The sequence below is a fragment of the Eikenella corrodens genome (genome assembly GCF_900187105.1).
Taxonomy (GTDB): Bacteria; Pseudomonadota; Gammaproteobacteria; order Burkholderiales; family Neisseriaceae; genus Eikenella; species Eikenella corrodens.
The window spans coordinates 1,146,419-1,158,933 of record NZ_LT906482.1 but is presented as its reverse complement, the minus strand read 5'-3'; the positions used below and the strand labels follow the sequence as shown (position 1 = coordinate 1,158,933).

Here is a 12,515-nt window from a genome sequence, read left to right as displayed (position 1 = left end):
GCGTATGTTTTGAAAAAGGGAAACCAATATGGCCGGATCATTCAGCTGCGGATTAGGTTTTTGGAACATTGATTCTCTACCTGAGTTCCGCAAAGACCTGCCGAAATACAAAAGCAAAATCCACGAATTAGACCGTATCCAGATTATCGAAGGGGCTGATTTAAAGGTCATTCTGCCTGTTTTATGGGAAGAAGTGCTGCAGCAGCATCCGTCTACCCATCTGCGTTTTTATCTGTATCGAGATTTCGATGTAGATTGGATTGCTGACTTTCCCGGGCTACAAAACCTGTCGCTTGAAGTCAGCGTGGGCAACATCAACAATTTGGAAAAACTGGCTAAGTTTGAAAATCTGCACACCTTGGCTTTGAAAGCCAACAAGGGCTTCGGCAGTTTGGATTTCCTCAATGGCGTAAATCCGAATCTGCAAAACCTGTATTTGGATTCCGAAACCAAATCTGCCAAATCAGATTTGAGCGTGCTCACCCGTTTTCAGCACCTAAAAACGCTATATCTCCAAAAGTTGGAGAAAAATTTAGACAAAGCCCTACCCGAGCTGCAAGAGCTGGAAGCGCTCGTACTGCGCAGTATTTCCAAGCCTAAAAGCCTCGATTTTGTGGCCGGCCTGAACAATCTGCAATACCTCACCCTGCAACTATGCGGCTTTGAAAACATAGATGCTGCCGCGCAGCTGCCCATGTTGAAATATTTGCAGCTGTGGCGGCTGCCTAAGCTGAAAAACTTGGATTTTGTATCGCAAATGCAGAATTTGCAGTTTCTGTTTGTGGAAACCTTAAATGGCATCACACGCTTTCCCCAAGTAGCCGGTTTGCAGAAGCTGCGTCGGGTGAAGATTACTTCCTGCAAAAACCTGTTCAATTTCAGCGAGGTAGCACACAGCCGCTCCATCCGCGAGTTTGCCATCCAAAATGCCATGCAGCTGGATTTGAATATCTACCTCCCGCTTATCGAAAACCGACACATTGCACAACTGGGCATCGGCCACGAAAAGGTGGCCACGCAAAACGCAATGCGGGCACTTGCCCAACAGCACGGCTGCGAACAGATTGTGGTGTATATGTATCCGGAGTTCGAGCCGTTTGTGTTTGAAGACTAGGGGCATTCGTTGCCCGCATATTGAATTTGAAAACTCCCTTTCAGGTAGCCTCAGCACAGCTAAAGGCTACCTGAAAACAGGCTAGGAGCGCTTTCAGGTAGCCTCTCCAACCATAAAGTAATCAAGGAAAAACTATGTTTACAGGAATCGTACAAGGCTTGGGCGAAGTACTGGCCGTCGATCAGCGTGCGCCCGATTTCCGCAGCCACACCGTGCGCCTGCCCAAGGGCGCGGATGCCGATTTGCGCGTGGGCGCATCGGTGGCGCACAACGGCTGCTGCCTCACCATCACCCGCGTACACGAAAACGGCGTGGCAGATTTCGACCTGATGGGCGAAACGCTGGCCAAAACCAATTTGGGCACGTTGCAGCCGGGCGACAAAGTAAACATCGAGCGCGCCGCCCGCTTCGGCGACGAAATCGGCGGCCACAGCATGAGCGGCCACATCACGGCCACCGCCGAAATCAGCCGCATCGAAACCCACGGCTTGAACCGCACCGTGTGGTTCAGGCTACCTGAAAACCTGAAAGGCTATGTTTTCTCTAAGGGATTCATCGGGCTGGACGGCTGCAGCCTCACCATCGGCACGGTAAGCGACAGCGAATTTAATGTCCACCTCATCCCCGAAACCCTGAGCCGCACGCTGTTTGGCAGCCGCCGGGCGGGAGAGCGGGTGAATGTGGAAATCGATCCGCAAACGCAGGTGATTGTGGACACCGTAGCAAGGATTTTGGCGGAAAAGGACAACGCATGATGCCGCTGCCGCCGCAGGTGCCGCGCCGGGGCGGCGGAATCAGCCGCCGTGTGGCGGCCGCTTTACTCCGGCTGTTGGGCTGGCGCATCGCAGGCAGCGTGCCGGATGTGGCCAAATGCGTGGTGGTGGCCGTGCCGCACACGTCGAATTTCGACGGGCTGTATGTGTTGCCTGCTCTGTTGGCTTTGGATTTGAAAATGAGCATCTTCGGCAAGAAAAGCCTGTTTGCCGTGCCCGGCTTGGCGGCATTTTTGCGCTGGGCGGGCGTGATGCCGCTGGATAGGGAACGCGCCGGCGGCGTAGTGGACGAAGCCGTGGCCGCCTTCCGCCGCAATGAGCAGCTGTTTCTCGGCATTTCGCCGGAAGGCACACGCCACGCTGCGCCCAAATGGAAAAGCGGCTACTGGCGGATTGCCCGCGGCGCCAGTGTGCCGGTATTGCCGGTGGCGATCGACTACGGGCGGCGCGAAGTGCGCTTCCTGCCGCTGTTTACCCCCACCGCCGACATGGCCGCCGACCACGCCGCACTGGCCGCGCTGTTTCGCGGCATCGAGCCGAAGCATAAACATCGTTTGTCTTGGCCGCTGCGTGAAGCCCAGACGGCTGAAACCGATTGATGATATATGGAGATTACACTTAGCCCCATCGGCCGCCTCGAAACGCCGTTTAACGACATCGCCGATATGCCGATACAGCCGTCTGTGCTGGCCGACACGCGCGGCAAAGCCGTGCTGGATGAAAAATTTGTGCCTGGCTTAAAGGATTTAGACGGCTTCTCGCATATCATCCTGCTGTTCTTGCTGCATAAAATATCCGGCTATCAGCTGGAGGTGGTGCCGTTTATGGACACGCTGCCGCACGGCATTTTCGCCACCCGCTCGCCCAAACGGCCAAACCGTATCGGCATGTCGATTGTGCGCGTGGAAAGCGTGGTCGGGAATATCGTGCATTTCAAAGGCGTAGATATGCTCAACGGCAGCCCGCTGCTCGATATCAAGCCCTACTATTCTTATTTCGACCAGCAAACCCAGGTTCGAAATGGCTGGCTGGAAGGGAAAACGCTGCGCCCGGAAAATTTGCGTTCCGACAAACGCTTTGAATCGTGAGCCCGCCCACTCAGCACAAAATGCCTTGAATACCCAAAAATCGTGCTTAATCATTGCCCGTACAACTCCTCCAACCAAGCCAGCCAATGCCGCTGGCAAGGAAGCCGTGCTTTGATCGCCGCTGAAACCGATTGATATGACAGACACCCCCACCGTTCCCGACTATCTGCGCCACATCCACGTGGTGCTCACCCGCACCAGCCATCCCGGCAACATCGGCGCCGCCGCCCGCGCCATGAAAACCATGGGCTTGAACCGCCTCACCCTAGTCGCACCCAACCTGATGGCCACGCCGATGACCCCCGAGCCGCCTACTTTCGATGCCGCCCAGGCTGCCGCGTTCCAGCTGCCGGAAGAAAGCTTCATTCTCGCTTCCGGCGCGCGCGACGTGCTGGAGCAGGCGCAAATTGTGGCCAGCTTAGATGAAGCGCTGGCCGACACCGTCTTGAGCTGCGCCCTCACCAGCCGCCGCCGCGAACTCTCCGCGCCGCTGCACACCCCGCGCGAACTCGTGCCCGAGCTACTGCAGGCTGCGCAGCAAGGTTTTCAGGTAGCCCTCGTATTCGGCAACGAAACTTTCGGCCTGAATATTGATGAAGTGCAACGCTGCAACCGCCTGCTCACCATCAGCGGCAATCCCGCCTATTTCTCGCTCAACCTCGCCCAGGCCGTGCAAGTGGTGTGCTACGAAATTTTCAGCCAAACTGGCATCGGCATGAGCCAGCTGCAGCAAGCACATACGCCCGCCACCCAAAGCCAAACGCGCGGCATGGTGGACCACTTGGAGCAAATCATCGAGCAAACCGGCTTTGCCAACCGCCGCAACCAAGAGCGCATGATGCGCCGCCTGCACAGCCTCTTCGACCGCGCCTCTCCCAGCCGCGAAGACATCGACCTGCTGCGCGGCTTGTGGAACAGGATTTCGCAGCGGCTGAAAGATTAAATGGCGCTTTTATAGTGGATTAACAAAAATCAGGGCAAGGCGACGAAGCCGCAGGCAGTACGGATAGAACGGCAAGGCAACGCCGTACTGGTTTAAACTTAATCCACTACAGTGCAAAAGGCTACCTGAAACTTTCAGGTAGCCTTTCCTTTTTCCATTACCAGCCTACAACGTTAGAACGAACGCCCAAACTGGATAAACACGTTGCCTTTGCGGTAGGGATAGAAGAAGTGGTTGCTGTTTACCCGCTGCCAGGTGCCCACCAGCTGCGGGGTGATGCCGGCGAATTGCAGTTTGCGGTGGGAGAGCACCAGGCTGGCGGCAAGCTCGTGGTCGCGGCGGGTGATGCGGAACAGGTCGGGGGCGTCGTAGCTGCGGTGGCCGGCGCTGATTTGGGCGGAGGTGGTGAGCCCCCAGCCCCATTGCTGCGTCCAGCCCAAGCGCAGGCCTTTGCGGGTGTAGGATTCGCTGTTGTCTTCGGCGGTTTTGCGCAGCCAGTCGAGGCCGAAGCTGAAATATTGGGTGGGGCTGCGCACGAAGAGCCAAGTGCCGGAAGCGGTGTAGCTGTCGCCGTCGAGCCAGCGGCGGCGGTCGTGGCGCTGCTCGCCGATTTCAAGCGCGCTCAATATTTTATGGCGCGGGGTGAGCCAATATTGCCATTCGGCGCGCACGCCGACTTCGCGCGAGTATTTGTGTGTGCCATACCAGCGGCGCTCGTAATAAGGGGTAACGGCGGCTTCGGCACGGGCGGTTTTGTAGGCGGGGCCGCTGCTGAGGCGGGCGATTTGGTCGTCGTATTTGTGGTTATTCCAATAGAATTTGCCGTAGTCGTCGAGGCTGAGCCGCCAGTAGAGGTTGCCGTGTACGTTCCAGTCGCGATCGGCGTTGAGGCGGTAGGCGAAGCCTTGGGCGGACTCGGGCTCGGGCAGTGTCCATACGCCGCGCGAGGTGCGGATTTCGCGCTCGCGTCCGGCGTTGTTTACATTGCTGTCGCTGATGAAGTTTACGCTGCCGCCGAAGCTCCAGCGGTCGCGTTTGCGCAGGGCTTCCAGGTATTGCCCGGCAAGCTGTTGCAGCTCGGGCGCGAGATTGGGAGTTTGGCGGAAATGTTCGAACTCTTGCCGCGCATCTTTGTCGGCACGATTTTCAAACAGACTTTGCGCCAGCGAAAGGCGCACCGGCGGGATATCGGGATCGGCGGCCAGCACGGCGCGGTAGAGGCCGATGGCGCGCTGGTAGTCGCCCTTGGCACGGGCAATCAGCGCCTGTGCCAAAGCCACCAGCAGCGCATCGTGCGGCCCGGGCAATTCGAGATAAATCGGCAGCAGCAGTGCCGCGCCGTCGGCATTGTGGGTGAGCACGGCATAGCTGAGCGCCTGTTGCAGCAGCTCGGGGCGCTGGAGCAATTCTTCGCGGCTCATTTGCAGGCGTTTGTCGGGCTGAGTGTTGGCAGGAGCGGGCGCAGCCTCCACCTGCGGCGCGGCCGCTGGCGTGATGTCGAAGCCGGTATCCGGCTCGGTTTCCAGCCTGTCTGCCGGCAGATCGGCCAAGGCTACCTGAAAAGGCAACAGCAGCAGGCAGGCGGCCAGCCGCGGCTTGTTCTGTATTCTCATCCAACGCTTTCTTTGCGGCAAAATCTATAAACGGGCGGATTATAGCGGATTCAATATGCCCGCCAAACCTGAACTAACATTTGTAAAACGCAGGAAATGATAATGACTCCACTCGGCCACAACCGCCTTTTTGTGGACAAAATGGCGAATTTCTCGTCTGTTTTCAAGCAGATTTAGCTGTTCTGGCTTAACCATTTATATCCTTTTTTACAAATTTTATATTCAAAAAAGAACGTAAATTTTCTTGCCTAAATTAACCAACAAACCAGCTTTTCACTACCAATAAATATCAAACTATTTGATATTCGTCATATTTCCTGCCAAGCGCCGTGTTATACTGTATCCAATCCAAATAGTATTCCCTGCAACAAAACGAAAGGATTTGACATGCAAAAGCATCACATTCTTTACATTGCCATCACTGCCCTTACCCTAGGCGGCTGCGGCAGCGCCGGTAACTCACTGGCCAATGCGATTACTGATCCGTTTACACCCAAAGAAGGCGGTTATCGCCAACTGAGCAATATCGGCTCGGATGAGTTCACCCACACAGGTCTACTGCCCACCATAGGCAGTAGACAGGCATCGACTATCAGGATTACAGACGACCAATTCATCGGCACACAGAATCATGAAAAAGACTACTCCAGCCGCGATACAATCCCTATCGGCCACAAACGGCAGAACGCCTTCACCTCCCTGCCCTATGTGCTGAAAGATAGCAGTGGGAACCAAATGGAAAGCGGCGTTTTGGAAGTTTACAAACAGGCCTACTCCGCCGTGGTGGGCGCGCAACTGCACAACAGAATCGAGCCCGGCCATCCGGCCACGCCAACCCGCGACTTCTATGTTCGCTCCATCCAAGGTGAATTCACCAGCAATCTGCCCACCCAAGGCATCATCACCTATAAAGGCCGGGCAATGACAGGCTCGGTTACCGGCTCAGCTGACCACAGCAATGGTTTGAACTATCAAATTGATTACGGTGCAAGAAAAGGCCACGGCTCGATTACCGGCTTAAACGGTTTCGGCAATATTGATTTGGCAGAAGCACCGATTACCCAAAACCCGCATGGTCATAATGTGATTAACGGCGCAGCCAATTCTGCCACACACGGGGCGGGTAATTACGAGCTCGGCATTTTTGGTCCGCAAGCCAATGAAATTGCCGGTAAGGCACATTTCAACAATCAGCCGAACAAGGAAGTCGGTTTCGCCGGCGGACGGGTAAATTAACCCTGCTTGAAGCGGTGGCTGACAAGTTTTGCTCATGCGTTTTTGCTCAACTTTCCCTCTGAAACGCGCCAACCCTGAACCACGAAACCCCAGCCATCGCCAAAAGGCTACCTGAAATCCCAGTAGATTTTCAGGTAGCCTTTCCTACATCCGGCATGTACAAAACATTCAAGCGTTTTGTTCGCCCACAGCGGCATCGGCAGCCTTACGGCTGTGTACGGCAATGTAGCCCATGGGTTTGGCCGGGTCATTGAAGGTGCAGTACATGCGTTTGAAAGTTTCGCGGTTTTCGGCTTTGAGCGCGTTTTTCACGATTTGGAAGGCACGCCGCCAGCCTTCGTCGTAAATCAGGCCCTTGGGCGAGAGCAGGGTCATGCCGCCGCTGATGGTGGTGATGTCGCGGAAGCCGCTGCGGTGGAAAAGATCGGTCCAGGCGCTTTCGGTGAGCGGGGTAACTTTTACTTGGATGGTGTCGCGCAGGCGTTCCACGGCTTCTTCGGTGTTGTGCTCGCTCACCACCACATCGTGCGTGAGCAGCACGCCGCCGGGCTTGAGCACGCGGAAGTATTCGGCCACCGCCATTTCTTTATTGGCCAGCGGCAGCATGGTGAGCATGGCTTCGTTGATGACGACATCGAAGCTGTTATCGGGGAAGGGCAGCTCGGTGGCGTTGGCGTGCTGCACCTGCACCAGATGTTCCAGCCCGGCGGCGCGGATGTTTTGCCGGGCCTTATTCAATGCGTTTTCGTCCAAATCCACGCCGGTGATGTGGCAGCCGAAACGCTGCGCCAGCCCTACGGCGGTGGTGCCCATATTGCAGGCCACTTCGAGCACCTGCGTGTCGGGGGCGAAGCGGGTTTGGTTGATCAGCCATTCGGTGGCGAAACGGCCGCCGGGGCGCAGGCGGGTTTTGCCGAGGCGGGCGAGGAAATGATGGCCGGTTTGGTCTTTCTTCATAAAATTCTCCTGTGTGGATGCGGTGAGCGGGGCTGCCGTGCCCAAGGGCTTGCGTGTAGAAGATTCAAATAAGAATGCTGTACGTTGTTTCGCCTTACCCATTCTTATTTTGGTTCACTGCATATCATGCCACGCAAACGATTTGGCAAAAGGCTACCTGAAAAACAGACGGCGGTTTCAGCCACACACGCGGATGCACGGCGGCTGGCGGCAGTTTTGGGGAAATGGAGAAGTGGTTTGAAGCGCCGATGAATAATGATGTTGTTTTATGTGGCACGGAGGTGTTTATACTGCAAAAGTGTGTTCACAGCAAGCAGCAGGCTACCTGAAAAAAGGCTACCTGAAACGCCCTAGTGGGTTTCAGGTAGCCTTTTGTGCGGCGGGCTGCCGCCTTAGTCGAACAGATCGTTTTTCAAATCGCGCAGTTTGTCCATAAACGATTTCTGGCGCGGGGTTTGGGCGCGGTCGAGGCCGGTGGAGATTTTTTCAAACTCTTCCAGCAATTCGCGCTGGCGATCGGTGAGATTGACCGGGGTCTCCACCACAATGTGGCAATACAAATCGCCCATCGAGGAAGAACGCAGCGATTTCATGCCCTTGCCTTTCACGCGCATGCGGCGGCCGGTTTGGGTTTCTTTCGGAATATTCAGCTTCACACGGCCGTTGAGCGTGGGCACTTCCACTTCGCCGCCCAGAGCGGCGATGGTGAAACTCACAGGCAATTCGCAATGCAAATCCAAGCCGTTACGCTCGAAGATTTCGTGGCGGCGGATATGCACCACCACATACAAATCACCGGCCGGGGCACCGTGCGAGCCGGGCTCACCCTCGCCGGAAAGGCGGATGGGCTGCTCGTTTTCGATACCGGCAGGAATGTTCACATCCAGCGTTTTGCGGCTCTTCACGCGGCCTGCGCCGTGACATTTAACGCACGGCTCTTTGATTTCACGGCCGGAGCCGCCGCAGGTGGGACAGGTTTGCTGCAGCTGGAAAATAGCCTGGCGCACGTGCACCACGCCGGAGCCGTGGCAGGTGGAGCAGGTGGTGGCGGAGGTGCCGGGTTTGGCGCCGGAGCCGTGGCAGATGTCGCACTCTTCATGCGAGGGGATGGTGATGCGTTTTTTGCTGCCGGCTGCGGCTTCTTCCAGCGTGATTTCAATATCGTAACGCAGGTCTTTGCCTTGGAAGTTTTGCTGACGCGTGCCGCCCCCACCGCCGAACATCTGGCTGAAAATATCGCCAAAATCGAAGCCGGCCGCGCCACTGAAACCACCAAAGCCGCCGGCATTGCCGTCTACCCCGGCTTGGCCGAATTGGTCGTAGCGGCTGCGTTTTTCGCGGTCGGAAAGGATTTCGTAGGCTTTTTGGATGGTTTTGAATTTCTCTTCCGCTTCCTTATTGTCGGGGTTGCGGTCGGGATGGTATTTCATCGCCAGCTTGCGGTAGGCCTTTTTAATTTCGTCGTCGGAGGCATCGCGGGAGACGCCGAGGGTTTGATAATAATCTTGATCGCTCATGGTTGCTAATGGATAAATAAACAGTTTGCCGCGCAAGATTAGGGCGGGAACGGGAAAAACAAGTTCTCAAGTAGATTAACTTTGCTTCCGGCTGCGGGCGGCGCAACGTGGGAATCTGCCACACCGCCCCGCTCGCGCAAATTCACCCGTTTTAGCTATCGCGGAAAACAGGATTTTCAGGTAGCCTTAGCGGCTTCCGCAGCTATGTAAAGAAACGCCATGCCCAACACCATCTATCTGGCCTCGGCCAGCCCGCGCCGCCGCGAAATTTTGGCTTCATTAGGTTTCCAACCCGTGCTGCTGCCGGCAGAAATCGACGAAACGGCGCTGCCGGGCGAAGCGGTGGCGGATTATGTGTCGCGGATGGCACGGCAGAAAAACGCGGCAGCACGGCAACTGGCAACTCAACGCGGCCTTGCCCTGGCACAACCGCTGTTGAGCGCCGATACAGTAGTGGCGCTGGACAATGCCATTTTGGGCAAACCGCGCGATGCGGCGCACGCCCGCGAGCTGCTGGAAAGCCTTTCCGGGCGCGAACACCAAGTGTGGACGGCGGTGTGCGTGTCGCTCGGCGGCCAAACGCTGGAGGCGGCACAGCGCAGCGATGTGCGGTTTAAAGAACTGAGCGTGCAGGAAATCGCGGCCTATATTGCCAGCGGCGAACCGCTGGATAAAGCCGGCGCATACGGTATCCAAGGCATTGGCGGCGTGTTTGTGGCGCATCTTGCCGGCAGCTTCAGCGGCGTGATGGGGCTGCCCGTGTTTGAAACCGTGCAGCTGCTGCACCAATTGGGTGCGCCCGTGCCGCCGTTTGCAGAGGCCATAGTGAATTAACAAAAACCAGTACAGCGTTGGCTCGCCTTGCCGTACTATCTGTACTGTCTTCGGCTCGCCGCCTTGTCCTGATTTTTGTTAATCCACTATAGCTGAAACCGTATTGCCGCATGATTTAAGGGCTACCTGAAAGCCTGCCGTTTTTCAGGTAGCCTTCCCCGTTTAACCAACCCCAACCTTCAAACCAATAATCGACACATCATGAATCTGCTTTCCAAAAACCATCCCGTTTGGGGCATGGCCTTCCGCCCCTTCTACCCGCTGGCCTCCCTCTACGGCACGCTTTCCATCCTGCTGTGGAGCTTCGGCTATCAAGGCACGGCCGCGCTGCCCAATTACTTTTGGCATGCCCACGAAATGATTTGGGGCTATGCCGGCGCGGTGGTGGTGGCCTTCCTGCTCACGGCGGTGGCCACCTGGACGAAACAGCCGCGCACTTGGGGCGCGCCGCTGATGATGCTGGCACTGCTGTGGCTGTTGGCGCGCGCGTTTGCCTTTGCCGCGCCGCTCACCCTGGCCGGTGGCATCGCGGGCGTGGCGTTCTATTGGCTTGCGGCCTGGTATATGGGCGTGGCCGTGGTGCGCAGCCGCAACAAGCGCAATTATTTGGCGGTGGCCGCGCTGTTTATGTTCGGCCTGTTGCAGGCGCTGTTTCATTGGCAGCTGGCACGGCATAATTTCTCCGCGCTCGCCGGCGGGCTGTTTGCCGGGCTTTCCGTGATGGCCGGCTTTATCGGGCTGGTGGGGATGCGCGTAATCCCGTTCTTCACCGCCAAACGGCTCGGCTGCGAGCAGGTGGGCAGCCATCCTTTGGTGATGACGGCTTCTTTGGTGGTGCCGCTGGCCATGGCTCTGCTCTACGGTTTGCAGGCGGTGCTGCCGCCTTCGGCAGCTGATGCGGCGCTGGCTGCCGCAGCCGTGCTCAGCATAGCGGCTGGGTTGCTGGATATCGTGCAAACCGTGCGCTGGTGGCGGCCGGAAGTGGCTAAAGAGCCGATGCTGTGGATTCTGTTCGCGGGATTCCTGCTCACCGGCGCGGGGCTTACCGTGATGGGCTTGGGGCATTGGCTGCCGCGCTGGCAGAGCCTGGGCGTGCATTTGGTGGCCGTGGGCGGCATCGGGCTGATGACGGTGGGCATGATGGTGCGCACCGCGCTGGGGCACACCGGTCGGCCGCTCTACCCTGCGCCCGCCGCCATGCCGCTGGCGTTTTGGCTGATGGTGGCCGCCGCATTGGCACGTGCCGCCACGGCTGTGTTGATGTATCTGTATCCGGCTGCCTACCAGCCCGGCCTGTGGCTCTCCGGCCTGCTGTTTGCCGCTTCACTGCTGCTCTACACCTGGCGCTACCTGCCCTGGCTGACCGCGCCACGGGTAGACGGCAAAGAAGGCTGAGTTGCAGGCTACCTGAAACCGCGCCGGCATTTTTCAGGTAGCCTTTGGCTGGCTTATAGAGGCTACCTGGAAACAGAATAAACGCTGTTTTCCATCAAACACCAAACGCAAACAGGGCGGGCAAAGATTGCCCACCCTGTTTTTTAGATGCAGCAATAGCCGTGAGCCCGCAGGCTGAGGCTACCTGAAACCGCCAACTCAATGATGGCTGCTGCCGATCTCGAAGGTTAGCGTGGCATAAGCAGCCAGCTGGCCGCACACTGCTTGGTCGGAAAAATCGGTTTTGTGCACCACGCGCACTTTCCAGCTGCCTTGGCGCAGCGGGATGATGCCCACTGTGCCGTCGGCGCGGGTAGTGTCGGAGAACGCCTGCGGCTCAAGGCGGTGTGATTTGTCGGCCGGGTCGCGGTGGGAGAAACCGTCAAACGTGGCCACCACCGTGGCATCCGGCAGCGGCTCGCCACGGAACAACACCCGCACCGGCAATACTTCGCCCACCCGCACATTGGCCGGGTTTTCCAGCGGCACAATCTCCAGCAAATCGCCCACCGGCCGGCTGATCAGCTCCTTACTCGCACTTTCGTGCCCCACGTTCACCACCGCTTTGCCAAACATGCTGGTTTGTTCGCAATAAGTGGCATCTTTCATCTGCGTCAGGTTTTGACGCTGCCAGCCCGCCGCATTGCGCGACCAGAAAGTCGGGCGGTATTGCGCCAACAACAGGTAGCTGCCATCGGCCACCGCACGCGGCGTTTCAAACTGATAATTATGCTGCCCGCGCTGTACCAAATCGATTTTCCCCTGCGGCGTGAGCAATTGCAGCGGCTTGGGAAACAACGTCAAACGGTCGGCCGCAATCGGCTCCAACTCGGGATAGTGCCCATAGCCCAGCTCGGCCTTCAACACCTCGCCGCCATGCGTGTGCGCAGCATTCACCCACACCTCATGGCCGTGCGCGGCCACCGATAAACCGGCCAACAGCACGGCAGACAATAAATGGCGGAACATAAAAACTCCTTTACAGATTGTTTACACAGACGGTGTG

Annotated in this window: 12 protein-coding genes; 8 read left to right on the top strand and 4 right to left on the bottom strand. The window is 57.3% G+C overall.

Annotation, left to right across the window (positions count from 1 at the left end; translation table 11 throughout):
• Nucleotides 1-28 precede the first annotated feature (28 nt).
• From CKV94_RS05830 to CKV94_RS05810, 5 genes are all read left to right on the top strand, one after another.
• Nucleotides 29-1,114 carry a leucine-rich repeat domain-containing protein gene (locus CKV94_RS05830; RefSeq protein WP_003823715.1) on the top strand — a complete coding sequence of 362 codons (1,086 nt, stop codon included), beginning with the start codon at nucleotides 29-31 and terminating at the stop codon, nucleotides 1,112-1,114.
• Between the two features lie 134 nt (nucleotides 1,115-1,248).
• Entirely contained in the window at nucleotides 1,249-1,869 is a 621-nt protein-coding gene (locus CKV94_RS05825; RefSeq protein ID WP_003823713.1) for a riboflavin synthase, read from the top strand.
• The gene (locus CKV94_RS05820) at nucleotides 1,866-2,486 is read left to right on the top strand and encodes a lysophospholipid acyltransferase family protein (protein WP_003823712.1); all 621 of its coding nucleotides are present in this window, start codon (nucleotides 1,866-1,868) and stop codon (nucleotides 2,484-2,486) included. Before CKV94_RS05825 ends, CKV94_RS05820 begins: the two co-directional genes overlap by 4 nt.
• Nucleotides 2,487-2,492: 6 nt before the next feature.
• Nucleotides 2,493-2,975, top strand: coding sequence for a tRNA (N6-threonylcarbamoyladenosine(37)-N6)-methyltransferase TrmO (gene tsaA, locus CKV94_RS05815; protein ID WP_003823711.1), 483 nt, complete (start codon nucleotides 2,493-2,495; stop codon nucleotides 2,973-2,975).
• Between the two features lie 136 nt (nucleotides 2,976-3,111).
• Nucleotides 3,112-3,918: an RNA methyltransferase gene (locus tag CKV94_RS05810; protein ID WP_003823710.1), complete on the top strand. Its 807-nt coding sequence runs from the start codon at nucleotides 3,112-3,114 to the stop codon at nucleotides 3,916-3,918.
• Nucleotides 3,919-4,091: 173 nt separating this feature from the next.
• Here CKV94_RS05810 and CKV94_RS05805 read toward each other — a convergent pair whose 3' ends face one another.
• Complete coding sequence (locus tag CKV94_RS05805) at nucleotides 4,092-5,531, bottom strand: porin family protein (protein WP_003823709.1); 1,440 nt, start codon at nucleotides 5,529-5,531, stop codon at nucleotides 4,092-4,094.
• Nucleotides 5,532-5,918: 387 nt separating this feature from the next.
• Between CKV94_RS05805 and CKV94_RS05800 the strand changes: the two genes are divergently transcribed.
• Nucleotides 5,919-6,767, top strand: a complete 849-nt coding sequence (locus tag CKV94_RS05800) for a factor H binding protein domain-containing protein (RefSeq protein ID WP_003823708.1) — start codon at nucleotides 5,919-5,921, stop codon at nucleotides 6,765-6,767.
• Nucleotides 6,768-6,935: 168 nt separating this feature from the next.
• On the opposite strand, the gene CKV94_RS05795 is transcribed toward CKV94_RS05800, so the two are convergent.
• Both CKV94_RS05795 and dnaJ read right to left on the bottom strand, forming a co-directional pair.
• Nucleotides 6,936-7,724, bottom strand: a complete 789-nt coding sequence (locus CKV94_RS05795) for a class I SAM-dependent methyltransferase (RefSeq protein ID WP_035580637.1) — start codon at nucleotides 7,722-7,724, stop codon at nucleotides 6,936-6,938.
• A 392-nt stretch (nucleotides 7,725-8,116) separates the two neighbouring features.
• On the bottom strand, nucleotides 8,117-9,241 hold the full coding sequence (gene dnaJ / locus CKV94_RS05790; RefSeq protein WP_035580632.1) for a molecular chaperone DnaJ: 1,125 nt from the start codon (nucleotides 9,239-9,241) through the stop codon (nucleotides 8,117-8,119).
• A gap of 219 nt (nucleotides 9,242-9,460) precedes the next feature.
• Here dnaJ and CKV94_RS05785 point away from each other — a divergent pair, with 219 nt between their 5' ends.
• Entirely contained in the window at nucleotides 9,461-10,075 is a 615-nt protein-coding gene (locus tag CKV94_RS05785) for a Maf family protein (protein WP_003823701.1), read from the top strand.
• A gap of 201 nt (nucleotides 10,076-10,276) precedes the next feature.
• Nucleotides 10,277-11,470: an NnrS family protein gene (locus CKV94_RS05780; protein WP_003823700.1), complete on the top strand. Its 1,194-nt coding sequence runs from the start codon at nucleotides 10,277-10,279 to the stop codon at nucleotides 11,468-11,470.
• Between the two features lie 198 nt (nucleotides 11,471-11,668).
• On the opposite strand, the gene CKV94_RS05775 is transcribed toward CKV94_RS05780, so the two are convergent.
• Entirely contained in the window at nucleotides 11,669-12,478 is an 810-nt protein-coding gene (locus CKV94_RS05775) for a DUF4198 domain-containing protein (protein ID WP_003823699.1), read from the bottom strand.
• Between the last annotated feature and the right edge of the window lie 37 nt (nucleotides 12,479-12,515).